Source organism: Sphingomonas kaistensis (genome assembly GCF_011927725.1).
Taxonomy (GTDB): domain Bacteria; phylum Pseudomonadota; class Alphaproteobacteria; order Sphingomonadales; family Sphingomonadaceae; genus Sphingomicrobium; species Sphingomicrobium kaistense.
Genome location: NZ_JAATJC010000001.1, coordinates 2,360,786 through 2,386,252 on the forward strand (window position 1 = coordinate 2,360,786; position 25,467 = coordinate 2,386,252).

The following is a 25,467-nucleotide window of genomic DNA, read 5'->3' on the forward strand; positions in this document are numbered from 1 at the left end:
CCTAAGCTCCCTGCGCGCCTGCGCTGCCGGTGAAGGACAAGGCCCGGGCAGTGCTGCTGTCCCGCAGCCGCAGCCGCGTCTCGTAGGAGGTGTTGGGTGAGAGGGTGACTTCCCGCGAGAAGGTCAGGACGCCGGGCTGCTGCTCGTAGGTAGAAGTTTCGAGGTCGCGATACGAAGTAACCTCAGTGCCCATCTCCTCGGCGCCAGCGTCGGTCCACGTCCCGCCCACCGTGCGATATTGGAACAAACCGTAGGGCGTCGCCGAGGCGGTGGTGGCGATACCGGTCAGAGCCGCGGTGATGTTGGCGGTCATGGCCAGCGTGCCGGCTGATCCGGTGGTGACGACCGGCAACGGATTGTCGGAAGTGCCGTAGGTGTTCGAGGCGGCGGTGGTCGGCACGAAGCCGCTGATCGAGGAAGCGCTGCCCGCGCCGCTTGCGCCGCCGCCCCCGCTTGGCAGGGCGTCCGACACGATCGGGATGTCGACAGGCGCCGTGCGGGTCGTCTGCAGGTAGACCGCTCGCAGTTCGATCTTCGCGCCGCTCGCGCCGACCGTCGTCATGTCGAGCGCCAGGTCGCCGCCGCCAGTCACCGCGATCCAACCCGCCGCCGACGTGTTGCCGTTGAAGTTGCCGGAGACGACGCGGTAGTGCCAGGTCACCCCGTTGGTGACTGCGGCGCCGTTGCGGATAAGGCTGGCGCTGATCGTGCGGGGAAGCTGCCCCGCCTTGACGGCGCCGGTTGCCGAAGTCTGGACCGGGTACGACGTCGACGCCGGCACGACATCGCTGCCCACCTGCGCGCCGATTTCGGACAGCAACTCCCACGCCGTGCCGTTCCAGCTCTTGACGGTTCGTGCCGCCCCGCCCTGCTTGATCCACAGGTCGCCGATGCCGTTCGCGGTCGGCTCGCTGTCGGAATAGAAGATGGTGGCCTTGCCGTCGGCCAAGGCCTGGACGCCCGCCGCCGCGATCAGCGCCGCGCCGACCGCGCCAAACCCGGGCTTGATGACCCAGGCGCCGCCTTCCAGCTGCCGCCATTCCGAGAGGTCGGGATTGTACCAGATGTCGCCTTCGACCGCGTTCCCGGTTCCAGCCGCCGCTTCGAACTGGAGGAGGTCGGTCCCATTCTCCAGCGCGAGGACGTCGACCCCGTTCTCGAACAGCAAATTGGTGATCGTGACGCCGCCGCTGCCGATTCCCGGCTCCGAGGGGGAATAGAAGAACTGCACCGTGCCATCGACGAGGCCCTGCAGCGCGGCGATCTGCGCCAACTGCTCGTCACTCAGGCCGCCGCTAGGCTGGAAGTCGCTGGCGGTCTGGTCCACCTCTTCGGGCGAGCGGATGACCGGCGTCGGCGGCGCGGTCCCGATCTGTCCCAGCGCGAAGGCATATTCCGCCTCGCTCGGCTCGCTCTCCATCGTGAAGGTGACGACACCGGTTGCCGGGTCGACCTGCCGCCCGGTGATCACCATCTTCTGGTTGATGAGACCGGCCTCGGGGATGTTGACGGTCCCTGCTTCACCCGGGCGATAGCGCATCAGGCGCGGCTTGCAGGCAAGCGTGAGGGGTCCGAACTGGCGATCGACGATCAGCCGTGCCGCGGCAAGCTCGGCCGCCTGGTCCTTGTCCTGCACGAGGTCGTAGCTGACCTCTTCGCTGCGCAGCTCGCCGTCTTCGGCGAGGTAGGTCGAGACCGTGACCGGCTCGCCCTGGACATGCTCCCACCGGTGCGCCTCGCTGCGATAGCGATAGATCACCGAGTTGCGCCGCTCCTGGAACGGCTTCATCGCCCGCAGTTCGAGCTCGCCCACCACATCGGTGATGGTCAGCGTGAACAGGCTGGGGCGGGGCGCGAACAGCTTGAGGCGCAGGCGCCCGCCCGAAATCACCGGCTGCGCGGCGAACGTCTCACAGAAGCGCTTGAGGTTGTCCCAGCGGCTGATCCCGGGCCCATCGTAGACGATGCCGCCGCAGGTCCACCCGTTGGTTTCGGCCAGGTTCGCCGCCTCGACGAAGTCCGCCAGCTCGATCGCTTCCTTGACGAAGCCGCAGCCAAGGATCTTGACCGGCGGCACCTTGGCTGATCCGTCGGCGTTTTTCTCGATGAAGCGGCCGCGGGCATAGGCCAGCGCGTGCAGGGCGCCGTTCTCTGACCACTCCCACGTGCCTTCGTCGTCGAAGCGGTGCGCGCCGGATCCGCCGGGATAAGTGCTGTCCTTTCGTGGATCGTAGACCTTGACCCATTTCCCGACCATGCCGAACTGCGGGACGCCGCCGGAATAGCGCTCGCCATCCTTGTCGAACCACATCGCCACCCGGTAGCTGGCGTTTCCGCTCAGCTTGTAGGCGGACCCCCAGTTGGGCATTGGCGTGACATTGTAGTCGTGCGCCGTCTCGGGCCGAGCACCGTAGCGGACCTGGTTGTCGAGGACGTTCTGGTAGTAGCCGGTCGCGCCGCCGTAGACGCCCGCGCTGAAGCTGATCGGCACGAAGTCGGCCAGGAAGCTCTCGAAGCTGTCGACAGGGCCTGCCGCAGTGATGATGCGAACCTGCTGCTTGACGGCGTTGACCACTCCGCCCGCATTCGTGCCGCCGCTGTCTTCGTAGACCTGCGCGCCCGCGACGAAGGTTCGCCCGACCGCGTACGGAATGGGCATGTTTGCGCCGATGATCACGGTGTTGACCCCGCCGACGGCGCCCGGCCTCTTCTGCTTGGCGGTCGCCACCGCGATTCCGCCGGCGGTGGCCGAGACGGCCGCGGCCACCGCGCCGACGATCTGGCCGCCGGGGATCAGCGGCGCGACCACCGCCACCACGGAGGCAACGACGCTGATGGCGCGAGCGAATTTGCTCATGCGCGCCAGGCTCGCTGGATGGCCTGCCGTCCGACTTCCAGAACTTCGATGGCGGCCGCGTCGGGGTGCCAGCCCCAAACCTTCTGCCCGAGGCTGAGGCCCAACGTCTCCCCGAAACCGTCGTCACCGTCACCCGCTTCCGCCGCGCCCATGCAGACGTCGCCGGGAAGCATCTCAGCAGGAGCGATCGGCTCAAGATAGCGGTCGAGCAGTTCGGACAAGGTCGCCACCCCCTGTGCCTTCAATGCCTTGCGCGCGCCCAGGGCGGTTGAATAACTGGGCGGAACGGGGAGGCCGCGGTGCCCCATGTGGACCAGATGATAGCGCACCAGCTTGAGGCAGTCGGTCTTGCCGAACACGAACGGCTTGCCCTCGAAGCGAGCCCTCGTCTTCTCCAGCGCCCGGTTGCGCTTGATGAGCGGGTGCACGATCTTCCGCTTGCTCATCGCTGCTGCACGTACGGGGAGAAGATAGACCCGCCCCCACCACCGCCGCTGTAATAGGTGCTGCCCCGCGCCGGGCCATTGATCCCCCACGGCACGGCAAGCGGAACGTTGGTGGCATAGGCCAGCCCGAGTTCGCCGGGCCAGGCGCGCTGGTGCGAGGCCTGGCTCAGCACGGTGCCCTCGTTGATCATGAACAGCTTCTCGGCCTCGCTGACATATTCGATGGTCACCTCGGCGGCGCTGCGGCCAAGGCTGATCGAGACCGTGTCGATCATCCCGACGAACAGCAGTTCGGGCGCGCCGATCAGGGCGCCGGTGTCCGGGTTGGCTTCGGCCATCCACATGCGGATCGGCGAACCCTGCGCATCGGCGCGCGCGAGGCTGACCGCAGTGGCCGGGCTGGGCGGGAGCAGCGAGAACCTGCCCCCGGGAGCCTCGTCGCCGACCGACTCCCCCGCAGGATCGACCGAGCCGAGCACGCCGTAAGCGGGATCGCGGCTGACGAAGGTGCCGCGGGACGGCCAGTTGAGGAAGCCCCCGTCGCAAAGCCGGATGGTCGCAACGGGATGCTCGATTTCCAAGAGCGCGATAAGCCCGACACGGCTGGCCTCGAACATCAGGCGGCTTCCCGAATGGTGAAGCTGAGCGAGGTGAAGTCGCCGAGGGCCATCTCCCAAGCCAGCTGATCGGCGGCGACGTAGCCCTCGATCATGGGCTGGACGACGTGAAGGACGTCGCCGTCGAGGTGCTGCGCCCGGAGCATCGGCCAGATCGAAAGCGTTGCCGTGCCCCCGCCGCTGACCGTCGCGTCGGTGCCGACCTGATAGAGGTGGTGGCGACCCGCGCGGACCAGGCTGAAGAACTGCCCTTCCTTGAACACGTAGCCCGCAGTGGCGCTTTTGATGTTGAGGGTGCGGCCGCTCTGTCCGCTTCCCGACACGACCGCGCTGCCCGGCGCTCCCGGGTCAAAGCCGAGCAGGGGGAAAGCCATGCGGACGCCTTCCGAGATCCCGCGCACCAGCCGCGAGACGAACACGCGGCCATCCGTGGGATGCTTCATCGGTGGCATATCGACCTGCACCGCCCAGCGGCTGCCCTGGCGCTCAACGCGCTGCGTCTCACCGCCGAGCGGGCCCTCCAGCAGGGCGCCGAAGTCGACGGGCGTTGGCGTGACGCCGCGCGGCGCGGGCGAGAGCGGGAGGTCGATCAAGGAATGGCCCTCTGCTTCTGCCGCGCCACTCCGGCCATGCCGCCGGCCGCGCCGGTCATTGCTGCCCGGCCCGCCAGCGGAGCGGCCACGTTCGACGCGCGGCTATCGACCACCGCATTGAAATAGGGGCTTGGCACGATCTGGATGCGGCCGAACCCGCCGCCGTCGTTGGCCGGGGTGATCATGCCGCGGCGGCCTGGGCTGAAATATTCCGGCCCGTTCTCGCCCACCACGTAATGCTTGCCGGGCACCACCGGCCCGCCGTTGGCGCGGAACCCGCCGAAGGCCTTGGCGATGCCGAGCCCGCCCTGCAGCAGCGCGCCGAACAGGCGGCCAGTCTTGCTGCCGCCGAACAGGCCCTGGACCAGCCCGACGATGGCCTGCGCGGCGCCCTCCCACTTCTCCGAAAGCTTACCGGCGCCATCGCCAAGCACCTCGAACTGCTCCTTCAGGCGCTCGACGTCCTCGCTGATGTCGAGCTCTTCCGGCGTCGGCGCACCGACCCCCGTCGGCATGATGTCCTGCGCGCCCCACAGTCGGCGGGTAGCATCGGCGGCCTGGTCGTCGTTGAGGATGCCACCCTTCAAGCCCTTGATGATGGTGTCGAGCTTGACCCCCTGTTCGAGAGCGCGCTCGATCTCGGGGAAGAGCTCGCCCATCAGGGCGTTTACTTCGTCGCGCAGCGTCTTGAACTTGCCCCCTGCGGCGGCAGTCGCTTTGGCTGCCTTGTCGACCATGTCCGGACCGAGCCGGTCCATCTCGCGAGAGATGTCGTCGACCATGTCGGGCACGTAGGATCGGCGGGTGACCCTGTCCCACAGGTTGAAGAAGGTCTGCCGAAGCTGCTCGACCTTGGCCTTCGCGCCTTCGATGATGCTGGTGAATTTGGCGCCAAGCTGGGCGCTGACCTGGCCGAGCATATTGGCGAGCGCGCCGCCGACTGCGGCGGGAAGGCCGGTGAACACGTTCTTGAGAAAGCCGACCACCTTGCCGACGTTCTCGAATCCGATGCGCGTGCTGTCGACGAAGCTCTTGACCGCCGCGTTGCTTCCCGCAGCCCAACGATCGAGGAAGTCACCCGCAGCAGTAAGGGCATCAAGTCCGGTGACGGTGCCGATCGCAATCTTCGCGCCGAGCACCTGCTTGTAAGCCGCCAGCTTGTCGGCCGCTTCGTCGGCCTTGGCGATCTGCTCGTCGCTGATGATGATGCCCAGCTTCTCGGCCGCGCCCGCCAGCTCGTTCACGCCCTTGGCGCCGTCGCTCAGCAGCGGGAGCAGTTTCTGGCCGGACTTGCCGAACAGGTCGGTCAGGATCGCCGCGCGCTCTGCCGGGTTTGCGATGCCTTTCAGCTTCTCTGCGATTTCGGGAATCGCCTGACCAGCGGTCTTGAAGCTGCCATCGGCGTTGCGGGTGCTGATCCCGAGCCGCTCGAAGGCGGCCGCCGCCGGCCCGGTCCCGCTCGCTGCCTCACCCAGGTTCTTGGTGAGCTTGGCCAGCGACTGGTCCATCGTGCCCTGCTCGATGCCCGCCTGGGTCGCGGCGTACCGGTAGGACTGCAGCTCTTTGGTCGTGACGCCGAGCTGCTGCGCCGTTTCACCGAGAGATGAGGCGTAATCGAGGCTGGCCACGGCCGCCGCGCCAAGTCCGGCCACCGCAGCGGTTCCGAGCCCGGTAAGGAAGCCGGTCGCCATCCCGGCGACCTGGTTGCCCGCCCCCTTCGCGACGGTGCCAAGGCGCTGGAGACGCCCCTCCATCGTCTTCGCGCGAGCTTCGGCGACAGAGGCCCCGGAAGCGAACGAAGCCGTCTCGAGGGTGAGGTTGACCGACAGCTCGGCGACGACGTCACGACCAGCCATGCTCATTCCTCGTGCTTGGTCGGAGACAGGACCGCGTGCTGCGCGACCACCCGGTCAAGGGCGGCGCCGAGCGCTTCGTCGTCATCGAACGGGATGGTGTGTCGATCTGGGCGGAGATAATCGTCGAGGGCCGCCAGCTTCTGCGCGCGGGTGAAGGCGGCAGTGTGCCAGGCGAGGCTGACGAGATTGTCCCGGTCCCGCTTCTGTCTGGCTCTCAGCGCTACCGTGAAGCTGCGCGGGGTCTGCCGCCAGAACGCCTCGGGGTCGAACCCTTCTTCGCACCAGGCGCCGAGGAGCGCGTCCCAGTCCCACCCGGCGCCTTCGGAGGGTTTGCCTCCTCGCTTTCGTCACGCGCCGGCATGGAGGCGGTGATCGCCTTGACCATGCCTTCCTGCAGCGAAAGGAGCATATCGCCACCGACCGCCTCGCCGATCAGGTCATGGGCCTGCCCGAGGGTCAGCGTCGGATGATGCCGCCGCAGGCCGCCGTACAGCAGCGCCCCGAGGTAACCGAGCCGGCCAGCGAACGCGCCGGTGATGAGGTCGCCGAACGGCTTGTCCGCGGCGTCCTCTGCCGCCAGTCGAGCGGCATGGTCGTAGAGGAGCACCAACTCCTCGCCATCCGGCCCGGTCAGGCGAGACTGTCCGATCATGCGCTATAGGCCGATTTGGTCAGCGAGCCCGACATGCGGAAGGTGGCGGTTGCTTCCTGGACCGTGCCCTGCGCGAGCTCGGGCAGTTCGTAGGTCTGGAGGAAGGCGACGCCGGTGTACTGGTTGGTGAGGACGCCGCGAACCGCCACCACGATCTTGAAGGCGCGCTCGTTGGGATCGGCGGCGGCCGCGGCCAGGAGCACGTCGGTCTCGGATCCGTCGCGATGGTTGAGCACCACCGGGAACGAGCCGAAGTCGGGCAGGTCAGGCGCGAACTCGGCCGCGTCGGAATCGAGGTCCGTGATCTCGACCTCGCCGCGCTCCGGGGTCGGGAACTTGATGCTCTTCACGCCCAGCAGCCGGGTGAGCGCCGTACCGTTGTGCAGGAAGAACTGAGACTTGGCGCCGGTGCCAGCCTTGGGTGCAACTGCCATTGATCGTCTCCTTGAGGATCAGGTGAGGGAATATCGAATGATGAGGTCGGCAATCGTGCGGTGGACCAGGCCGACGCCGGTGACGTCTTCCGAAGTGTCGCGCGGGCCTTCGACCGAGGCTTCCCAGAAGAGTGCGGTGCCGTCGGCGCCGGTGACTTCGGCCTCGGGCACTAGCGCAGCGATTGCGGCCTCCAGCACCTTGCGCGCCTCCCCGTAGCGCAGCGCCAGAGCGGCGACCTGCACCCGCGCCGTCCGCATGTCGTCGAAGCCATCGAGGCTTTGCGGCCGCTCCTCGCTGATGACCTGCATGACGATCGCCGGCAGACCGCCGGATTGGCTGCGGGTGACCCAGTGCTTGCGGGTACCGACCAGGCCGGTGACCGCGCCGTCGTCGTCGAGGCGCTTCAGTAGGGCCGATGCGAGATCCATGCCCTACCCTTTCGCCAGCTTCTTCGCCCGCCGTACCGCCGCCTTGCGAACCTCGACTTCCAGGCTTGCCCGCAAGCTCTCGACCATCTTGTCGGCGTTCGCGTCGAAGGCCGGACGAAGGAACGGATCGGCCGCCATCTTCACCGTGCCGAACTCCACGAACGGCGCATGAAACGCCTGCCGGCCACCGACCCGGATCGAAGCGACCACGTTGCCGCCGCCCTTCGTTTTCTTCACGCCACGGGCATGGCCCTTGGCCTTGAACGAGGCCCTCGCCCGCGCCCGGTACTCCGGATCGTCCAATCGAATATCCATGAAGATCGAGTCCCGGAGCTGGCCGGTCAGCACCGGCGCCGAAGACTTGGCTTGCTCGAAGGTGGGTTGCAGCGCCTGCTTCGCCGCCTTCTTGAGGGTAGTCCGCTGGGTTGCCCGGGGCAGCTCCTGCAGGACCGCCTTCAATGTGTCGAAGCCTTGCGTTGACGACTTGGAGAGCGTCGCCCCTTCGAGGCGAAGCGCACGCCTACTTCGCTGGCTTCGCTTCGCCATGCGCCTCGACGATCTTCTGGTCGATCAGGTTCTGCGCCTGATTGTCGGGCAGCTCGTAGACCGAACCGACCGGCTTGCGATGCTCGTGCGTTCCGACCGGCTTGAGGTCGAAAGCATTGTCGTGGGCGATGAGCGTCTTGACCTTCATGGTGCCTCCTATTGAGCGCGGATGGCGGTCAGGACGACGCCAGCGTTTTGCGGCTCGACGACTGCCGAAGTGATGTCCCAGGTCGCGCCCTGATACTGGATCTGATCGGTCAGCTTCGTGCCAGCGGCGACGGTCGAGAAGGTGAGGCCGAACGTAGCTGCCTGCGCTCCACCTTCCTGCGCCGCCTGCCGCCGCTCGCCGCCGGTGCCGTTGCGGACGCTGGCGTAGGCGCGATAGTGGAGGCCGAACGTCTCGGCATTTTCTCCGTAGCCGTCGCGAACCGTCGTCGCACGGTGAACCTCGATTAGTTCGGTGCGCGCGGTCGAACTGAACAGGCTCATGCCAACATGGCCCGATGCGGCTGCAGCAGCCGGTCGACCAGTGGCGGCACCGGCGCCATCGGATCGTCGAAGGCGTGACGCACCAGCGTGAGGATGGCGGCCTTCAGCGCCCAATATTCGTCAGGCAGTACTGGGAAGCCCGCCTTGTAGGTGATCGACACGGCGTTGATGCCCGGCAGCGCATCCGGCCAGGCCGCATCGGCGTTGCGGACGATGCCCTGTTCGGCACTGGCGAGGTCGACCGTGTAGAGCCCGGGCGCCGCGGTGTGCGTCACCCCGGCAGTGTCGACGTACTGGACGGCAGTCACCTCGGCGACCGGCCCACGCGGCAGGGCGATCCAATCGGAGAAGCCATCGCGGACGAAGCGAAGAGTGCGCTGCATCAGGGAGATACCGATCTCCTCCTCCACCTGCGCCGTCATGGCCTTGATCAGCAGCGTGATCTCGCTGTCCCGCTCAGTGTCGAGCCGCTTGAGGCTGAGCTTCGCCTCCTCCAGCGTCACCGGCAGCAAGGTCGGGGGCGTGACGACAGTGACGCTCATCTATCGCCTTCCCCTGCTGATCTGCCTTGGACGGGCCAAAAATGTCTGTGCCGGTCGAATGCCGCTGACCGCCGCTGGCCGAACCGTTGCGACCTGGACCGGGCGCTCGTTGCTGACGACCAGGCGAGGCCGGATAGCCGTCGCCGGGGTGACCGTGACGCCTTCGCCGGTGACCTGTCCCGCGCCGACCACCTGGTTTGAGCCGTCGGATGCAGAGCCAGCACCCGCCGTGATGACCAGGCCAGCACCTTGGACAGCTTCTTCGTCGTCTTGCGTGCCTGCCGTGCCGCTCGCCACCGGAGTGCCCGAGCCGCCTGCGCCCTGACTGCCGTCCGATGCCGCGCCCGATCCTTGAACCGTTGGCAGGAGGCCAGCGCCCAGGCTGGTCGCATTCTCGCTGGCCTCTGCCGCACCGCCCGAGCCCGCGACCTTCGCCGTGCCAGCTGCGGCTGCCATCTCGCCCGCATCGGCTATTGTGCCCGCACCGCTCGCCGGAGACGCGCCAGCCCCTGACAGGGGCTCGGAAGCGTCCGTTCCACCGCCCTGCCCCGCAACGCGCGCTGTGGCGCTTCCTGCGGCGGATTCCGCTCCATCGGTGACACCGCCGGGGCCCGCTGCCCGGACTGTGGCCGCACCAGTGGCCCCTTCGCTTTCGTCTGCTGCCGCGCCGCTGCCCGAGATATTGGTGGTCGCGATCGACCCGGCGCTGGTCGCTAACTCGCCCTGGTCGGCCGCCGCCCCGCCGCCGGACACAGGAGCCGCGCCCGATCCGGCCGCTGCCTCTGCCCCGTCTACCGCAGCGCCGCTCGCTGCGACAGGAGCGGCACCCGTTGCCGTGAGCCCTTCGCTGCTATCGCCCGCAGTTCCGGTCACGATTGCCCGCGGGCCGCCAAGGCCTGTCGCTCCTTCTGCCCCGTCGGATGCCGAAGAAGTCCCCGCAACGCTTGTGGCGCCGGACCCCGAGGCCGTCTCCGCTGCATCGCTGCTTGACGCGGTCCCTGTGATCCCGCTCGCCGCGCCAGCCTCATAGGCGGCGAAGCCCGAGGGCGCCGCATAGCTCTGGCTTGCCGCAGTGAACCGGGCCGTTCCCGCGTCGGCATTGAAGACGCCGATGTAGGCGTAATATTCGCTGAGGGCCGATGAGAACGAAAAATCCCCGGTCCCTGCTGCCGGGTCGCCGTTCCAGGTGCCGTCCTTGCCGAACCACACCTTGTCCGCATCGGCATCAAGGGCGACCATGACGACCGCGCCGACCGCGGGGATGCCTATGGTCGTCGCGCTGAAGCCGTTGGCATTGATGAAAACGAGACCGTCCGAAGCGCGGTAGGTGGCGCCAGTGCTATTGAACTGGCCGGGCGTCTCGGCATTGCCGGCGACGGCCTGGGCCGCATTAAGGACGCCGACCGTGAGCTCGGTGCCCGCGTCCCGCCTGACCTCGAAATAGTGCTTGCCGCTGGTCTTGGCGGCGGTGGCGCGGACCTTGGCATTGGCGCCGTGGCCGGCCTGCCCCGTCGCGGTTAGGTCGCCGTTCGAGAGCGTGAGCGTGGCGTGCTTGTTCGCTGGGTCGAGCGTGACGCTTGCTGCTGGAGGCGTGCCCCCGCCAAAGAGAAGCAGCAGGCTCATCGCCTAGTTGTCGAACGTCGCGAGCATCAACATGCCGGTTAGCCCGACCGCGTTGGCCGTCGCACTCTGTCGCACTGCCAGGCCCTCGTTCTGCCGCAGCACCACCTCGATCACCCGGTCGCCGAGTTGCGGCATCAAGTTGACCAGCGGCACCATGCCGAACGCCGCATTGGTTTCCTCGTTTAGCGTGAAGAACGGGAACAAGGCCGTGCCAGCCGTCGCTCCGCCGGTAGGGTTGGCCCGAGCAGTCGCCGCCGCCGGCCAGGACCCACCTGATGTGTCGAGCGGCGCAGGCGTCACCGACGTGCCACCGGTGCCGACCGCCGTCGTCCGCCCCACGATCCAGTCGATGCTCGCGCCGGTGATCGCCGTCATGGTCGGGGCGAGCCACAGCCCGCGAATGCGGATCGGCACCGTGCCGGTATTGTAGACGTCACCGAGGATCCGGTTGGCCGCGTTTGCCGCCGCCGCGAATGAGAGGAAGAAGTCCGGTCGCGAACCGACGATGTGACCGTCGGCCCCGGCGCTCATCACCACCTGATACTCTTTGCCGCCGACCGTCGAGGTCGCGATGACCCCGCCGGTGCCAAGCGTCTCAGAGGATGCAGGCAGCGTCATCAGGCAGCTGAGGTCAGGTCGAAGCTGGTGATCTCGACCGTCTGGCCGAGCGCGATGTTGAGGTTGTTCAGCTGGATTTCGCCGCCGCCGCCGGTCGCGCTGACCGTTCCCTGCAGGTGAGGCGTCGTGCCGTTGCTGGCGTAGATGCGCCAGTGCATCGCGCCGCCGGCATTGGCCGCATCGGCCGCCGCATCCGACCAGGTGCCGAGCTTGGACTTCGTCGACGTTGCGCCGGAGGTCGACGAAGCCGCACCCAACCAGTCGCTCGGAAGCGTCATCGTGGCAACGACCGTCCCGGTGTCAGCCGCATCAGCCGTCGCCGGAGCCGCGCCAGAGCGCAGCTTCAGGACCGCCGCGGTGCCGATCGTGCTTTCGAGCGTCTCGAGCTGGGCGGCCCGGACTGCTGCTGATTTCTGCATGTTTTGGCCCTTTCAAGCGAAAGGGGAGAGCCGCAAGCCCTCCCCTCCTGTGTCAGCCCTGGGCCTTCAGGTTCTCGGCGACCGCGTCGGCGGCGTCCAAACCAGGATCATTGAAGTCGATCCGGTTCGCGATCACCGGCTGTCCCTTGCGCGGCTCGTTGTCGACCGCAGGGTGGCTGGTGTCGATGCGCTCGACGATGGTCGGCTCGATCATCGCGCCCGAAGCCGCGACCTCGGTGGCTGGCGCCAGGTCGTCGGGCTGCATCAGCTTCGTGTCGGCAACGCCGGGAACATCGCTGAGCTTCACGTTCGTGGTGTCCACGCTCTTCTTCGCAGTCATGCTGCTTTCCTTTCTCGGTGAGAGGCGGAGCGAGCCAGAGGCCCGCCCCAACCGTTTAGGCGGCGATGACCAGCGCCTTCATGGCATCGGGGTTCTTGACCCCGCCGCCGACCCGCTTCGTGGTGTAGAAGTGGACGAAGGGCTTGTTGGTGTACGGATCGCGCAGGACGCGGATGCCGATGCGGTCGACGACCTGATAGGTCTCGGCCATATCGCCGTAGAGCGCAGCCACCGCGCTCGCGCCGACCGCCGGCATCGCCGGAAGGTGCACGATCGGGACACCGGCGATAGTTGCGGGCTGACCCGCTTCGAAAGCCTGCTGCCAGAGGTAATTGCCCTGGCCGTCCTTGAGCTTACGCGCTGCGCCGGCCGTGGTGCGGTTCATGAAGAGCTTGGCGTTCGCCTCATACTCTTCCGGCAGAGCATAGATCAGCGACAGGAGGCCGTCGCCGGTCAGGGCCGCAGCCGCGCCGCTGTTCGTGGTGGTGATGGCGCCCCACGGGTGACGAGCGGCGTTGGCGCCGCCGGTCACGTAGGTCAGAAGGCCGTGAGGCTTGTTGGTGCCGTCGCCCGAAAGGAAGGCGATGCCCTCCTGGCGGGAAAATTCGGTCTCCACCTCGTCGGCAAGCCACTGTTCGACGCTGAACTCGGCATCGTCGATCAACCCCTGCGAAGCCGCCGGATTGGCGTAGATTTCGCCGATCGCGAACTGCAGCGAGGAAAGCGCCGGCGTGGTCGTCGACGGGCGAGCCGCCGTTTCACCGACCCAGCCGGATCCGACGTTGCGATCCGAGAAGACCTTGCTGAAGCCGGCGCCGCTGATCGAGATGACGGAAGCGTACTGCCGGATGACCGACACCTGCTTCAGACGACCCGTCACGGTGCGGTCCCACTCGATCGGTGCAAGGTAGCCGCCCTCGCCGTCGACTTTGGTTGCAGCCGCCTTGACGTTCTCCAGGCGCTCCGAAGACACGCCGCGGCGGAAGTAGGCGTTGAACTGGTCGGTGTACTCGGCGTCCTTGGGCCCTTCGGCCTTGCCGAGCGATGCCGACGCGATCTTTGCAAGGGCGTCGTCCATCGCCGCTTCGATCTTGCTGATCTCGGCATTGATGCGGTCGACCTTCTCGGTCAGCACAACGTCATCGACCTTGCTGGCAAGGGCGGCATCGTTGTTCTCGCGCATCTCCTTCACAGCCGCGTTGAGCTGGTCGAAAAGTGCCTTCGGATCGGTGGCGTCGGCGCGCACAGCACCGCACAGGGCGCGGGGAGCCGCGCCCAGATTGAGCGTCTTCTTCATCGCTTGTTCCTTGGGATTAAGCCCGCAGGCTGTTCAAAAGAGCGGCAGCGGATTGCTGCCAGTCGGTTGAGCCAGCGCCAGGCGTGGCTTCAGGGGCAGCGCCAGGCGTGCCCTTGATCTTGTTGATGCGGTCGCGCGCTTGGCTGCGGGTCTGTCCCGCCTGCACCAGCGTGAGCTCCAGCGCGCGCAATTCGTTGAGGGTGCGGTCCTCGGCCTGCGCCGCCGCGTCGACCTTCATCGCGTCGGCGGCAAGCAGCCCGTCGGCAAAGCCGCGCTCGACCGCTTGCGTGCCGGAGAGGTAGGTCTCCTTGTCCATCCAGCCGGCGACCTGCTTGGCGTCCTGTCCGGTGCGCTGGGCGTAAAGGCCGACCATCGCCTGATCGAACGGCTCAAGCCAATCAGCCATCTCCCGGAAGTCGTGCCGGTTGCCCATCGCCAAGACCCAGCAATTGTGGATCATCAGGAACGACGCCGCGCCGATCTCGATCTTGTCTCCGGCCATCGCGATGATGGATGCCGCCGACGCAGCCATGCCCATGACCTGCACCGTGACCTCCTGCGGATGTTCCCGCAGCACGTTGTAGATCGCGATCCCCTCGAACATATCGCCGCCCGGCGAATTGATCTGCACCGTGACGGGACGGTCACCGATGGCACGCAGCTGGGCCGCGACCTTCTTGGCCGTGACGCCTCCGCCGGACCAGAAGTCCTCGCCGATGCTCTCGAACATGGTGATGACGTTGTCGCCTGAGGCCAGCGCCCGCACGCCGGCGGCGTCCTTGCCCCACTGGTCGAACACGTCGGGCTTGGTGAAAGCACTGACCTTCTTCTGAGCCGGCAGAGGCATGGCATCGGGGCGAGCCTTCGCCATGACGCGGAGCTTACGGTTGCGCATCTGTGGTTGTCTCCGGTGCCAGCCATGCGGGCTTGGTGCCCAGGCCGTCCTCAAGAGGGTTCATGTCGAACTTGTCGCGGGCCTCGTCCGGAAGCATGTAGCCGCCGGCGCCGGGGCCACCGAGAGCCTTGGCAAGGAACTCGGCCTGATCCTTGAGCGAGCCGCGAAGAAGCGCGGCCTCGTTGAACTTGACGATGTAGCGCTCTCGCTCCGCTTCGGTCAGCAAGGCGTTGGCGACTGCCTCTTCCCACTGAGTGAACCACGGAAGCAGGCAGTAGGTGACGAAGAAGAGCCCCAGCTGCTCGATGCCGCTGCCCCAGCTCGTCTCGTCGAACATGAGAAGCGGCCGTGGAACGCCAGTGAAGCGGCTGATCTCTTCCGCTTGATGCTTTCGCTGCTCTAGCCCTTGGGCATCGCGGCCGCTCATCCCGAAGGCTTGAGCGTCCATGCCCTCTTCCAGGACCATCCATCTGCCGGCGTTCTCGGGCCCGCTGTAATTCTGGTCGAGCTGCTGGCGGAGGCGTTGAATTGCGTCCACCGACATATGCTTGGGGTGCTTCAGCGCCCCGCCGACGTAGGAGCCATTTCGCAGCAGCCGGGCGGCCGCCATGTCAGCCGCGTGAGCGAGGCCAAGCGATTCAGACGCAAGCCGCAAGAGCCCGTCACCTGTGATTCCGTCACTCGACCACGGCGCCCTGAGGTGAAGCACCTCGTCGCGTCGGAAAGCTTTCTTCGTGCCGTCATTGCGGGTCCAGGTGTAGGCGATGTCATAATCTTCGCTCAGCCCCACCTGCACCCGGCAAGGATCCATTGGCACCAGCGCTTGGACCCCGCGAAGGCCGGGCACCTTGAAGGCGTAGGCGTTGCCGTGCAGCAGAGCCCGCCCCTGCATGTACGACTTGAACTGCCCCGGCTCCTGCCACTTGTTCGTTCGCACGCGCAGGAGGCGCTGGACCGGGTGGCCATCTGCCCTTTGCTTTCGCCCGTCTGAAAGCTTCTCGATCAGATTGACCGGGAGCATCCCCACCGTGCCGGAGATCAGCGTCACCGCCCGGTTGAAAGTGGCGTTCCGCATCGCACTGCGTTCGGACACCGGCATTCCCGAGGCCGACGCGCCGCCCAGCAGAAAGGCGGCAAGGGCCGGGTCCGACTCGATGTTTGCCAGCGCGGTTGACGCCTGCGGCCGGCTTTCCTCGGTCGCGGTGCTGGCGCCGAAGAGATTGCTCCAAAACCCCATCAGAGGACCAGCATTCCGCGGTCCTCATAGACCGACGGTCCCGAAGCCGCTTCCGGGTTCCGGCTCATCAGCATGACGGCGTTGAAGCTCGCCACCAACGGATCGATCTTGGCCTTGCCGGCCGTCTGCTTCGTGATCAGCACGGCATTGCCCCTTTGCTCGACCTTCGCGTTTCCGACGCACCAAGTCATGAGGCCCTGGCCCGAGTGCCAGAGCGTGCCGTCCTTGAGCTTCCGCTCCATGCCCCACACCGCCGACGAAAGCCGGAAGCCCTGAGAAATGCCCGTCATCTGAGCATCGGTAATGCCACGAGCCACGAGCTCGTCGACGAGCGCCGCTACCCCCTGTGGATCCAGCCCGATCGCATTTGTCTCGGGGAGCAAACCCGCGTCCTTGATCAGCTCGATCGTGTCGGCAATGCCGAGAATGTCGCCTGTCGGACTGTCGCAAAGGGTCAGCGTGCCTTCGGCGATGAAGTCCTCAAGCCGCGAGACGATGTCCTTGCGCCGCTCGAACACGTCAGGCTGTGCCCAGGCGTGATTCCACAGCAGCCAGTCCCGGGTCTTCTTGCACCGGCCCAGCACGCCGAGCCCGGCAAGATCGTCCAGCCCGCCGCCGTCGATGCCGGCCACCACCACCTCGGAACGGTGGAGCAGTTCGTCCAGCGTCAGCGTGTCGTCGCAGGCGTCCGTCCAGTAGCGAGCGCCGGCCCAGGCATCGTTGCGAAGCGCCAGCCCGACCTCGACGTTGAAGTGTTGCGAGGCCAGCAGGGCCAGCGCTCCCGGCTCGGCGCCGGGCTGCTCGGCCGCAAGAAGCTGGTTCTCGAGGAACTGCCGATCGACTGACCGGCCCATGTTCGGATTGACCAGCGGCCAGACCCGCGGATCCTTCCAGCCGTCATCCTTGGCGAGCTGTTCCGGAAGCTCGTAAAGCACCGCCAGCCGAGGCAGCTGCACGTTCCCGTCGCGAATGTCCCGGGCCAGCGCCAGCTCGGCCTTGAACAGTCCGACGGGCGGCTCCTTCGACTGCGTTGTGATCTGAATCATGAAGCCGTCGGGTCGGGCCGCCAGCGCGCCCCGGATCTCGACGAAAATCTCCGAGGCATTCGACTTCTTAGCGAAGACGTGGGTCTCGTCGACGAGGATGCCGGTCGACTTCGAGCCGGTGATGACGTCCGTGTCGGCCGCTTTGATCTGAAGCGTGGCGCCGGTGCGGCGGTGCTCGATCGTCTTGATGTGGTCGCGGGTGTGGAAAAGCTTCAGTAGCTCCTCGTCCAACTTGATGATACCCTTGGCCTGGCGGTAGGCGATCCCAGCGATCTCTTTCGTCGGCGCGATCAGCAAGAATTCAGCGCTGGGCCGGCGGTTGACGATCATCGCCACCACCATGATGGCCGCCGCGTAGCTGCTCTTGCCGTTCTTCTTCGGCACCAGGAGGAATAGCTCCTGCACCATCCGCCGGTTGGCCTCGGCATCGTACGATCCGAACAGCGCCGCCACGATGTCGCGGAACCAGTCCCCCGCCGCGTCAGACATGGCCGGCGTGCCGATCACATCCGGCAGTCGCAGGCGGTCGAAGATCCGCAGCGCGCGGTCCCGTTCTTCTTCGAACAGCGGCAGGTCCGGCACCAGGCTTTCGCCGGCCTCAAGCCGTCGCTGCCAGTCCGGGCACGCGGTCGACCAGGTCATCAGTTGATGGCGCTCGACGGCGCTCCAAGGTCATCGCCCCAGTCGGTGCCCATGCCGGCGGTCTTGCTCGCCGCCGCGGCCTCTTCCTTCTTGCCCTTCGGCCCCGCATCGCTCGGCTTGGCATGGACGTAGGGTGCCGCGGCCTGAGCCATCGCGGTGCGCAGGCGCATGTCTTGGCTATCATCCCGCATCACGGCCAGCATGAAGTCGAGCGGGGTCTCGTCGCCGATGCTGCGCTTCGCTGCGAGCTCGCAGGCTTCGAGCGCATCGCGCACGGCCTTGGTCTTGCGACCAGCTCCCGGCCGCGCTCCGCCTCGAGGCATTGAATTGGTCCCCTTCGCGGTCGAGAAATCAAACAGACCGGAAAAAACATTTGCGTGATTGGTCGGTGGTATCCTGGGCATCGAAGGCCCCGGACTTTTGCCTACCCCCCGTAGCCGCTCGCCTCTTGGGCCTGCTTGTGCTTGTCGTGGCAGGGGGACTTGCAGAGGGTCTGAAGGTTGTTCTCGTCCCAGAAGAGCCGCTCACTGCCTCGGTGCGGTTGCTTGTGGTCAGCGACCAGGAGCGAGGTAACGACCTCGACCCTTCCGCACATCTGGCAAGTGAAGCGATCGCGAAGCAAGATGGACCAGCGAAGCTTGCGCCACCTGCTGGTGTTGTAGCGCGCCTTATCCGCCCGCTTCGTCTTCATCCCGAGCTCGCCGCTATCGGCCGCGCCCTGGAGATAGGTCAGGCGGCCAGGCGATGGCAGGATGCGCGGCTTGAGGTTGGTCAGTTTGCGCAATGGTTTTCCGCCAGCAGTTGCGCGTTAAGAACCGCCGATGCGCGAAGGCTCGGTCTCAGTGGCTGATGCTGGCGGAAGATGGTGGAGTGCGACTGGCGCAACTCAAACAGTATGGCGTTTAGCGCATACTTTTGTCCGCGTGTCAAGCCACCTCTCCGACTTGGTCGAGATGTCGCCGCAGCTGGGCAATGGCGAGGCGGAAGGATCGCACCAGCCTTCCCATCGGTCGGCCGTCCAGCACGACACGCTCGAACAGGTGCACCAGCATCGGATCGATGGCAGTGCGCGCCTCGCTGAATAGGTGCCGAGCCCTCGCCTGCTCGACATGCTTTGACAGGTGGGTGAAGCCAGTCGTCGCAGCGCCTACGGATCCGCCATAGTTCGCCGTGACACCGACTGTGTCGAAGCCGGCGCAATGCTGGTCGATGTACCACTGGCAGGTTGCCGCCTCGGCCTGAGTGATGACGCGCGCCTTGACCAGCGACTGCAGCTTCGGCGTGCGCCGGATGGTCTTGGTTTCCCCTGACCGGATCGAATGCCGCTGATCGCCATCGCTGCGATTGGCAACGTCGATCTCCTCGAAGGCGCCTGGCCTAGCCTGCTCGATCGGCAGGAGGATGCGCGCCATTCGAGTGGCGGGATCGACCCGGGCAGCGCGGATCTTGCGGCTGGGCTCCTCGCGTCTCCGCTTACCCTTCGCCATGCGACGCCTCCTCGTGTGGGGGACGGGTAGGGACGGGTGGGGACGGGTCTAACCTATTGTCCTCATGTGCGCGCATGTGGAGGGAATAGTCCAATAACCCGTCCCCACTCGTCCCCACCCGCCACACGTTGTTGAATTCATTACGTATTGTTTCGCGCAACCCGACCCCCAAGCCGTCCCCCACCCGTCCCCCGATCATGCGAAACGCTCCTCTTGCTGACGAAGGCTGAGGCCGACGTAGCTCCGGACGCCGTGGCTTTTGCGCTTGCGGAAACCTTGTTTCTCGATCTTGGCGGCGAAGGTGACGAGCGTGCCCGGCGCCTCGCCATTGCTCCGGGCATAGTCGGTCCAGTCACGGAACAGGTTGGCGGGAAGATCCCACATCTCGGGGCCGACCTCACAACGGTCCTCGACCCACTGGCTGAACAGGTCCTGCTCGTCGAAATACTCGTCTGTCGCGGCGACGACCGACTGAGGCCGGCCAAGGCGCTGCTGCTGCCAATCGAGACACCCACGGAGCGCCCAGGCGAGGATGCGCGGGCTTTCTTCCTGCAGCTTCTGCTCGAGCCTCAGATCGGGCTCGGCGGGCTTGTGGACGAAGGGCAGCATGTTGAAGCGGCGCCGCATCGCGGCGTCGACCGAGTGCAGCGCGGGCTGGTGATTGCCGGCGAACAGAAGCTTGAACTGGGGCACGTAGGAGAAGAAGTCCTGCCGCATGAAACGGGCCGTGATCTTGTCGCCGCCGGTCAGGGCCTTGATGCGCGCCTCGGCCCAAGCGCGGCCCTCCTCCGTCTCGCTGGCAGTGACCAGGCGGGCGCCCTTGAGCATGGCCAGCTCGGTTGGATGGCTGCTGAACTTGGACGCGGTGAAGGTGTCCATCGGCGCGCTCACGGCATAGTCGCCGAGGATGTGCACCAGCATGTTGAGGAACACGCTCTTACCGTTGCCGCCGGGTCCGTAGATGAAAAACAGCGCGTGTTCGGTGGTCAGGCCAGTGAGGCAATAGCCCGCGATGCGCTGGAGGTAGGTCATCATTTCCTCGTCGCCGCGGGTCGCGTCGTGAAGGAACTTGAGCCACAGCGTCGGCTCCCGGCTGTCGGGCGCGCAACCGGTCAATTTCGTGATGAAGTCCTCGGGCCGCGGCTGGTGCATCTTGCCGGTACGGAGATTCAGCGTTCCCTTGGGGGTGCCGATGACCCACGGATCATTGTCCCAGATCTCGCTGGTGGTGGCATGGGTCGGATCAGCCTGCGCGAAGGATTCTGCTCCACGCGCGACGGATGCCTTGCAGACCGCCTTCTTGCCGGCACCAAGCTCGCGGCCGATCTCGCGGGCGTAGTGGAAGGCGACAGGCACATCGAGCTGGCGCCAGTGCGTATGGCTCCACTGAAACCAGCGCCCCGCGTTGTGATCGAAGCGCATCGTTTCCCCGAACTTGCGGGTGAAGGCGAGCGCGATCGCGTCCTCACTGACCTCGGCGAGCTGGGCGCCGGGCAGGACATGCACGTTGTCGTAGGGATCTTCTTCGTGCGGCGGCGGGAACATGCCTTCGAAGAACTCGCCATCATCAGCCACGCGCATCCACCCCTCCCCCGTCAGGATGGGCGATCCTGTACGCAATGGTTTCCAGCCCGGTGGCGCAGCTGAGCAGCCGGATGAGCTGGGCTCGGATGTCGCGTAGGATGTCGAGAGGGATCCGGGCGAACGCCACGTCTCGAGCGAGGCGCTCCACCTCCGCTAGCGTCCCCGCCGCCTCGGCGCTGCAGCGGGTCAACCCCCGCGTCGCTTGGTCGCGGGCGAACAGGATCGCGCAGCGCAGAGCGATCTCTTCACCTTCGATGCCAGGGACGAAGGTGCGCACCTGTGGCTCGTATTGCGCAATGCGCTTTGGAAGGATGTTGGCGGGCGCGTTCATGGCACCACCTTGCACGGTACCGCGCGCATGATCCTGCGCTTCGAAGGCAAGATCGTGTAAGATCCTACGCTCATAGCCCGGGCCGATCGATGAAGGGCGCGCCGGCCTCGCGCAGGAATGCCAGCGCATGGTCCGCGTCGCGGCTGACCGTCGCCGATTGCCCGTTCCGCGTCCGCCCTTTCGTCTTCGCGTCTTGCATGTTCTCTGCTTGCGTTCCCCACCAGAGGTGCTCTGGGTTGGTGCAGATCGGATTATCGCAGGTGTGACAGGCCATGTGGCTTGGCGACGGCTGCGGTCGCCCAGCGAGCTCAAGGCTGACGTGCGTAGCGAGACGCGTCTTCTTGTTGATGCGTAGATAGCCGTAGCCGATGCCGTTGTGGCAACCGGTCCAGCCCCAGCAGCCCTCCTGGCGCACGACGAACTTGTCGAACCGCTCAGACAGCGGACGATCACGCCGGGCAAGTTCCTGCGCCCGGCCTTCCGATGTCGACCACCAAGCCATCAGGTAAGCCTTCCGAAAAAGGGGAAACCCTCGTGCCGCAGGAACTCGAGCGCGCTGTCGGCATCGCGAAAGACGCCGCAAGGAAAGCCCATTGCGTGAAGCCGATCCAGCCACTCGCCTTGGTGCGCCGACACCCGGCCCTTCGCCGTCTTAATCTCCAGGAATGCGATCTTGCCCGGCGCGATCGCCATCAGGTCGGGAAAGCCGGTCGCCATGCCTTCGCGCTTGGCGCGCGCGGCCGCCCACTGGGTTCGCTTGGCAGCGTTCGGCACCGCGACGATCGACACGCCGGGGCAAACGATCTTCGCGCGTGAGCGGAAGAGCGTGACGATCGCGATCTCGGACAGGGGCTCAGACGCCACCGAGCGCCTCCCGCATCTTGGCGCGCTTCTGCGTTGCGACGGTCAGCTCGTAACCAGCCCGGCGCTCGCTCAGCCGATAGGTCCGCGCGAGGCTCTCAGGCGTGATGCGCGCGAAGGCGTCGTCGGAGCAGCCGAACAGAAAGATGGCGGCGCCGGCGAGCGCATCCGGGCTGTCGATGCCCGGCCGTGCGGGGGTTTGGTAACGGGCCCTCACGCCGCGGCCTTCTCGCGCTCGCGCTGCCGTTCCCGCTCGGCCATCTCCAGCAGGTCTTTCAGCGGGACGTTCTTGGCCTGCCCCACCTGGAACAGGATCGACGAGCCGCCATGAACTGCCATGCTGCAGACCGGTGCGTGACGGCGCGCGAGGATGCTCTTGGCGTGGTCGACATCGGTGATGGCGTCATCGGGCAGTTCGGGCGCCCGCGGCATCTTCGGGACGAACGTGATGGTCTGAGGCGGCGCGACCGGTACGAAGGGCTTCGGTGCGGGAGGAGGCGCGGGTTGTGGCGCTGCAGCAACCGGCGGTGCAGCGGCGGCCTTCAGGGTCTGCTGCGCGCGGCGCCCGCCTTCCGCCCGGCGCTCGGCCAGCACGGCGGCATCCAGCTTCACCCCGATCTTGCGCGCCTGCTGGCGGATGGTGTCGACAGTGCGACCGGGCAGATGGTCGACACAGGCTTGCGGACCACCGGCGGGATAGTGGGCGCGGATGACGGCGTTCTCGGCCTCCTGCCACCCGTTCTTGCGAACCGGCGGACGCTTCGTCTCCGTCTGCAGCCCAAGCCGCGAGGCCCGGATCATGATGGCGCGCTCTTTGCGATGCGGCAAGCGGGCCTTGCAGCCCTCTACACCCTCGGTTGGGTAGAGGTCGCGAAGGATTTGCTCCTCGCCGACCGTCCAGGCATCTCGGTGCGGTTTGCCGGCGCGGGCGGGCTGGTCAGGGTCAGCCGGCATGGGCAAGGGAAACGGGTGAGCGGCAGCTTTGGGGCGCTCGTCGGCGGTCGCCCCAGCCCGGGCCTCGGCGACGGTAAGCACCGCGGCCTCCCCCAGCAGCCGCGCCCGGACGGCCTGAAGCCCGTCGACCGTCGCCTCGAGCTCGACCAGGCGCGCGCCCACCGTCGCCAGTTCGGCCCCCACCCTGCCCAGCTGCTCGTCGATCTGCGCGACGAACTCGGCTGCGATCTGATCGGCGCCTATCATGCCGCGGCCCTCAGGCTAAGGCGTTCGCGCATCGCATCGATCGACTTGCCGACCTCTTCGATCGAATGGCGCATCGCCGCCAGTTCGCGGTCGTCGACCCGATCATCCTCCAGCGCGACCGACAGCTCGAACATCAGTTTGGTGATGCAGGAGGCGGTCTTCCGGCTGATCTCCCCGGCGTTGGTGTCGACCAGCTTCTTTCCGAAGTGTGCGGCCAAGCCGTCGAGCGCGTTCTCGTTGACGAGCAGCGCGTTCCAGCTGAGGTCGAGGCGCATCGTGGCGACCTCGTCACGCGCCTTGCGAACGGTCTTCTCGTCGCATCCAATAGTCAGGCCAACGCGCGTGGGGCCGCTGTCGTGGCACGGTTTGAGCAGGCCGCCGGCGAGCAGGTGACGGGCTTCCTGTTCCGTCAGCGGCTTCACAGGCGGTATGACACGGCGGTCAGGCATGGGTTACTCCGCAAGAATGAAGACGACCCTGGCCACCCTTCCCCACAGTCCATCCGCAATGCGGTGCCCGCGTGGAGTTGACGCTCGACGAGCGCAGGGTGGCCTTGTGCAGCTGGGTCGTGGTGGCTGCTGGGAGTGGCGGGCGGGTGGGGATGGGATTGCTCATGCCGCGTTCTCGCGCGGGTAGATGTCGGGGCGCAGATCATGACGGCTGATCCCGGTCTCGGCTTCGGTTCGAAGAACGAACTCAGCAGGAAGGGCCTTGCCGTTGTTGAGCCACGCCCAGACGGTCGGCTGCGAGACACCGTGCAGTCTGGCGAAGGCGGATTGCCCTCCAGCCTTGTCGACGGCGAGCTTGAGTGCTTTGTTGCCCATACCCCCACGTATAGCGAAGGCTATAGACCGGTCAATAGCCAATCCGATATGGCGTTCTATAGGGATGCCTATAAATTCGGGCAGATGACTGTCGGTGACCGAATTGACGAACGGCTGCAGAAGCTGGGCATGAGCCAGGCGGAACTTGCGCGCCGCGTGAAGGTGTCTCAGCCGACGATCAACGCCCTGATCCGCGGCAACAACACGACCTCAAAGCATCTGCACCGGATCGCGGCCGAACTGGAGACGTCGCCGGCGTTTCTAGCGGGCGAGACCGACAACGATGCGCCGGTGGCCACGGCGCCCTCTGCTCTCGAGGCGCTGACCGAGAAGCTGGATCTCGCAATCGTGCCGGAGCTCGAGCTCGGCTATTCAATGGGCGGCGGGACGACGATCTTCGAGCAGTACGAGCAGAAGGGCATCGTCCCCTTCCAGCGCGCATGGCTGCGCAGCATGATGCGGGGCACAGTCGCCGACCTGTTCGTGGCGCGGGGCGAAGGCGATTCGATGCAGCCGACGATCCTCGACGGCGACATCGTTCTGGTCGACACCGCGCAGAAGGACATCCGTCAGCAGGATCGCATCTGGGCCGTGGCCTATGGCGACCTGGGTGTCATCAAGCGGGTTCGTCGCACCCCAAAGGGCTCCTACCTCCTGCTTTCGGACAATGCCGCGGTGCCGCCGGTCGAGTGCGTCGACGAGGAGATGCAGGTCGTCGGGCGGGTGATCTGGATCGGGCGCCGGATATGAGAGTGATCCTCATTTGCGTTGCGGCCTTGGTGCTAGCGGGGTGCAAGCCCTCGCTAGAGGAACAGGCCCGCGCAGGCCTCCGTTCCAAGCTCAAGGATGCCGAAACCGCGCAGTTCATAGAGCTGCGCAAAGACTCGCTTGGCAGGATATGCGGCCAGGTGAATTCGAAGAACTCGTTCGGCGCCTATGCTGGGTACAGTCACTTCTATGTGTGGGACAAACTCGTCCACGTCGACGACGACGATAGCGACTTCAAGCTAGCGCGCGAGATGTGCAAAAACGCCTAACTATCGGTTTTCCTATTGACTAGCCTATAGGCTTGGCTATGCTGCCTCCATGATTACGGAGGTCGCCTTGCCCCAATCCACCACCCACCGCCGCGCCTGGATCGATGCCCGCCTCGCCGAGCATGCGGCCGCCGAGCGCGCGAAGAATCCCAAGCTCACTGCCTCGCTCGACGCGATCGAGCGCGCCTTCCCGCATCCCAACCCGCCGAGCCTTGAGGATCGCTACCCGTTCATCGCGTTGAACCTGTCGCTGGAATATGCGCGGCGGTTCCAGGGCGCGAACGTGCTGATCGGCGACGGGTTCGTTGAGGTCGAGACGCGTGACCTCGGCGGCGACCGGCATCGGGTGGCAGCATGATCGCCCCTGTCCGCAACCCGCACGAGCCGCCCGCTGCATGGCCGCTCGAGCGCACCGCCAAGGCCGAGGGCGACGTCGTGCTGACCACGCCCCGCCCCGCCCCGAAGCTCACCACCGCGGCGCGTGACCGCGATCTCGCCAGCATGATCGGCGCGCTGATCGTAGCCTCGCTGCTGCTCACCGCCCTTTACTTCGGAGTTCGCTGAC

Annotated in this window: 35 protein-coding genes; 4 read left to right on the forward strand and 31 right to left on the reverse strand. The window is 66.4% G+C overall.

Annotated features, from left to right (window positions below):
• Position 1: 1 nt before the first annotated feature.
• The 31 genes from GGQ97_RS11645 to GGQ97_RS11800 form a co-directional block, all read right to left on the reverse strand.
• Positions 2 to 2,857: a phage tail protein gene (locus tag GGQ97_RS11645; protein WP_168069761.1), complete on the reverse strand. Its 2,856-nt coding sequence runs from the start codon at positions 2,855 to 2,857 to the stop codon at positions 2 to 4.
• On the reverse strand, positions 2,854 to 3,303 hold the full coding sequence (locus GGQ97_RS11650) for a DUF6950 family protein (RefSeq protein WP_168069763.1): 450 nt from the start codon (positions 3,301 to 3,303) through the stop codon (positions 2,854 to 2,856). The genes GGQ97_RS11645 and GGQ97_RS11650 overlap by 4 nt, the downstream gene beginning before the upstream one ends.
• A complete protein-coding gene (locus GGQ97_RS11655) occupies positions 3,300 to 3,920 on the reverse strand; it encodes a hypothetical protein (RefSeq protein WP_168069765.1) in 621 nt (206 codons plus the stop codon). The genes GGQ97_RS11650 and GGQ97_RS11655 overlap by 4 nt, the downstream gene beginning before the upstream one ends.
• Complete coding sequence (locus GGQ97_RS11660; RefSeq protein WP_168069771.1) at positions 3,920 to 4,513, reverse strand: hypothetical protein; 594 nt, start codon at positions 4,511 to 4,513, stop codon at positions 3,920 to 3,922. Before GGQ97_RS11660 ends, GGQ97_RS11655 begins: the two co-directional genes overlap by 1 nt.
• Entirely contained in the window at positions 4,510 to 6,369 is a 1,860-nt protein-coding gene (locus tag GGQ97_RS11665) for a phage tail tape measure protein (RefSeq protein ID WP_168069773.1), read from the reverse strand. Before GGQ97_RS11665 ends, GGQ97_RS11660 begins: the two co-directional genes overlap by 4 nt.
• 220 nt (positions 6,370 to 6,589) lie before the next feature.
• A complete protein-coding gene (locus GGQ97_RS11675; RefSeq protein WP_168069775.1) occupies positions 6,590 to 7,021 on the reverse strand; it encodes a hypothetical protein in 432 nt (143 codons plus the stop codon).
• Positions 7,018 to 7,455: a phage tail protein gene (locus tag GGQ97_RS11680; protein ID WP_168069776.1), complete on the reverse strand. Its 438-nt coding sequence runs from the start codon at positions 7,453 to 7,455 to the stop codon at positions 7,018 to 7,020. The genes GGQ97_RS11675 and GGQ97_RS11680 overlap by 4 nt, the downstream gene beginning before the upstream one ends.
• A gap of 18 nt (positions 7,456 to 7,473) precedes the next feature.
• Entirely contained in the window at positions 7,474 to 7,884 is a 411-nt protein-coding gene (gene gp17, locus GGQ97_RS11685) for a tail completion protein gp17 (protein WP_168069778.1), read from the reverse strand.
• Between the two features lie 3 nt (positions 7,885 to 7,887).
• Entirely contained in the window at positions 7,888 to 8,430 is a 543-nt protein-coding gene (locus tag GGQ97_RS11690) for an HK97-gp10 family putative phage morphogenesis protein (protein WP_168069780.1), read from the reverse strand.
• On the reverse strand, positions 8,405 to 8,578 hold the full coding sequence (locus GGQ97_RS11695) for a hypothetical protein (RefSeq protein WP_168069782.1): 174 nt from the start codon (positions 8,576 to 8,578) through the stop codon (positions 8,405 to 8,407). Before GGQ97_RS11695 ends, GGQ97_RS11690 begins: the two co-directional genes overlap by 26 nt.
• An 8-nt stretch (positions 8,579 to 8,586) precedes the next feature.
• Positions 8,587 to 8,919 carry a phage head completion protein gene (locus GGQ97_RS11700; RefSeq protein WP_168069784.1) on the reverse strand — a complete coding sequence of 111 codons (333 nt, stop codon included), beginning with the start codon at positions 8,917 to 8,919 and terminating at the stop codon, positions 8,587 to 8,589.
• The gene (locus tag GGQ97_RS11705) at positions 8,916 to 9,461 is read right to left on the reverse strand and encodes a head-tail connector protein (RefSeq protein WP_168069786.1); all 546 of its coding nucleotides are present in this window, start codon (positions 9,459 to 9,461) and stop codon (positions 8,916 to 8,918) included. The genes GGQ97_RS11700 and GGQ97_RS11705 overlap by 4 nt, the downstream gene beginning before the upstream one ends.
• The gene (locus GGQ97_RS11710; protein WP_168069788.1) at positions 9,462 to 11,084 is read right to left on the reverse strand and encodes an SPRY domain-containing protein; all 1,623 of its coding nucleotides are present in this window, start codon (positions 11,082 to 11,084) and stop codon (positions 9,462 to 9,464) included.
• A 3-nt stretch (positions 11,085 to 11,087) separates the two neighbouring features.
• On the reverse strand, positions 11,088 to 11,702 hold the full coding sequence (locus GGQ97_RS11715; RefSeq protein ID WP_168069790.1) for a hypothetical protein: 615 nt from the start codon (positions 11,700 to 11,702) through the stop codon (positions 11,088 to 11,090).
• Positions 11,702 to 12,121, reverse strand: a complete 420-nt coding sequence (locus tag GGQ97_RS11720; RefSeq protein WP_168069792.1) for a hypothetical protein — start codon at positions 12,119 to 12,121, stop codon at positions 11,702 to 11,704. Before GGQ97_RS11720 ends, GGQ97_RS11715 begins: the two co-directional genes overlap by 1 nt.
• Positions 12,122 to 12,173: 52 nt before the next feature.
• Positions 12,174 to 12,461: a hypothetical protein gene (locus tag GGQ97_RS11725; protein WP_168069795.1), complete on the reverse strand. Its 288-nt coding sequence runs from the start codon at positions 12,459 to 12,461 to the stop codon at positions 12,174 to 12,176.
• Between the two features lie 55 nt (positions 12,462 to 12,516).
• Complete coding sequence (locus GGQ97_RS11730) at positions 12,517 to 13,758, reverse strand: phage major capsid protein (RefSeq protein ID WP_168069797.1); 1,242 nt, start codon at positions 13,756 to 13,758, stop codon at positions 12,517 to 12,519.
• A 16-nt stretch (positions 13,759 to 13,774) separates the two neighbouring features.
• The gene (locus GGQ97_RS11735; RefSeq protein ID WP_168069799.1) at positions 13,775 to 14,629 is read right to left on the reverse strand and encodes a head maturation protease, ClpP-related; all 855 of its coding nucleotides are present in this window, start codon (positions 14,627 to 14,629) and stop codon (positions 13,775 to 13,777) included.
• A 10-nt stretch (positions 14,630 to 14,639) separates the two neighbouring features.
• Positions 14,640 to 15,752, reverse strand: coding sequence for a phage portal protein (locus GGQ97_RS11740; protein WP_168069801.1), 1,113 nt, complete (start codon positions 15,750 to 15,752; stop codon positions 14,640 to 14,642).
• A 137-nt stretch (positions 15,753 to 15,889) separates the two neighbouring features.
• Positions 15,890 to 17,578 (reverse strand): terminase large subunit, encoded by a 1,689-nt coding sequence (locus GGQ97_RS11745; RefSeq protein WP_209022846.1) that lies wholly within the window; start codon positions 17,576 to 17,578, stop codon positions 15,890 to 15,892.
• Positions 17,578 to 17,853 (reverse strand): hypothetical protein, encoded by a 276-nt coding sequence (locus tag GGQ97_RS11750; RefSeq protein ID WP_168069803.1) that lies wholly within the window; start codon positions 17,851 to 17,853, stop codon positions 17,578 to 17,580. Before GGQ97_RS11750 ends, GGQ97_RS11745 begins: the two co-directional genes overlap by 1 nt.
• A gap of 149 nt (positions 17,854 to 18,002) precedes the next feature.
• Positions 18,003 to 18,362, reverse strand: coding sequence for an HNH endonuclease (locus GGQ97_RS11755; protein ID WP_245197951.1), 360 nt, complete (start codon positions 18,360 to 18,362; stop codon positions 18,003 to 18,005).
• A gap of 142 nt (positions 18,363 to 18,504) precedes the next feature.
• The gene (locus GGQ97_RS11760) at positions 18,505 to 19,065 is read right to left on the reverse strand and encodes a hypothetical protein (RefSeq protein ID WP_168069805.1); all 561 of its coding nucleotides are present in this window, start codon (positions 19,063 to 19,065) and stop codon (positions 18,505 to 18,507) included.
• A 195-nt stretch (positions 19,066 to 19,260) separates the two neighbouring features.
• Complete coding sequence (locus tag GGQ97_RS11765) at positions 19,261 to 20,646, reverse strand: phage/plasmid primase, P4 family (protein WP_168069807.1); 1,386 nt, start codon at positions 20,644 to 20,646, stop codon at positions 19,261 to 19,263.
• Positions 20,633 to 20,980 (reverse strand): hypothetical protein, encoded by a 348-nt coding sequence (locus GGQ97_RS11770; RefSeq protein ID WP_168069809.1) that lies wholly within the window; start codon positions 20,978 to 20,980, stop codon positions 20,633 to 20,635. Before GGQ97_RS11770 ends, GGQ97_RS11765 begins: the two co-directional genes overlap by 14 nt.
• 70 nt (positions 20,981 to 21,050) lie before the next feature.
• The gene (locus tag GGQ97_RS11775) at positions 21,051 to 21,482 is read right to left on the reverse strand and encodes an HNH endonuclease family protein (protein ID WP_168069811.1); all 432 of its coding nucleotides are present in this window, start codon (positions 21,480 to 21,482) and stop codon (positions 21,051 to 21,053) included.
• On the reverse strand, positions 21,482 to 21,769 hold the full coding sequence (locus tag GGQ97_RS14575; RefSeq protein WP_483414527.1) for a VRR-NUC domain-containing protein: 288 nt from the start codon (positions 21,767 to 21,769) through the stop codon (positions 21,482 to 21,484). Before GGQ97_RS14575 ends, GGQ97_RS11775 begins: the two co-directional genes overlap by 1 nt.
• A 64-nt stretch (positions 21,770 to 21,833) precedes the next feature.
• Complete coding sequence (locus tag GGQ97_RS11785; protein WP_168069814.1) at positions 21,834 to 22,058, reverse strand: hypothetical protein; 225 nt, start codon at positions 22,056 to 22,058, stop codon at positions 21,834 to 21,836.
• Entirely contained in the window at positions 22,055 to 23,041 is a 987-nt protein-coding gene (locus tag GGQ97_RS11790; protein ID WP_168067057.1) for a hypothetical protein, read from the reverse strand. The genes GGQ97_RS11785 and GGQ97_RS11790 overlap by 4 nt, the downstream gene beginning before the upstream one ends.
• Positions 23,038 to 23,490: a hypothetical protein gene (locus GGQ97_RS11795; RefSeq protein ID WP_168069816.1), complete on the reverse strand. Its 453-nt coding sequence runs from the start codon at positions 23,488 to 23,490 to the stop codon at positions 23,038 to 23,040. Before GGQ97_RS11795 ends, GGQ97_RS11790 begins: the two co-directional genes overlap by 4 nt.
• Positions 23,491 to 23,652: 162 nt before the next feature.
• Positions 23,653 to 23,865 (reverse strand): transcriptional regulator, encoded by a 213-nt coding sequence (locus tag GGQ97_RS11800; protein WP_168069817.1) that lies wholly within the window; start codon positions 23,863 to 23,865, stop codon positions 23,653 to 23,655.
• 84 nt (positions 23,866 to 23,949) lie between these two features.
• On the opposite strand from GGQ97_RS11800, the gene GGQ97_RS11805 reads away from it, so the two are divergent.
• The 4 genes from GGQ97_RS11805 (at position 23,950) to GGQ97_RS11820 (ending at position 25,466) form a co-directional block, all read left to right on the forward strand.
• Positions 23,950 to 24,615, forward strand: a complete 666-nt coding sequence (locus tag GGQ97_RS11805) for an XRE family transcriptional regulator (protein ID WP_280740570.1) — start codon at positions 23,950 to 23,952, stop codon at positions 24,613 to 24,615.
• Complete coding sequence (locus GGQ97_RS11810) at positions 24,612 to 24,902, forward strand: hypothetical protein (RefSeq protein WP_168069821.1); 291 nt, start codon at positions 24,612 to 24,614, stop codon at positions 24,900 to 24,902. Before GGQ97_RS11805 ends, GGQ97_RS11810 begins: the two co-directional genes overlap by 4 nt.
• 67 nt (positions 24,903 to 24,969) lie before the next feature.
• A complete protein-coding gene (locus GGQ97_RS11815) occupies positions 24,970 to 25,260 on the forward strand; it encodes a hypothetical protein (protein WP_168069823.1) in 291 nt (96 codons plus the stop codon).
• Positions 25,257 to 25,466, forward strand: coding sequence for a hypothetical protein (locus tag GGQ97_RS11820; RefSeq protein WP_168069825.1), 210 nt, complete (start codon positions 25,257 to 25,259; stop codon positions 25,464 to 25,466). Before GGQ97_RS11815 ends, GGQ97_RS11820 begins: the two co-directional genes overlap by 4 nt.
• Position 25,467: the final 1 nt, after the last annotated feature.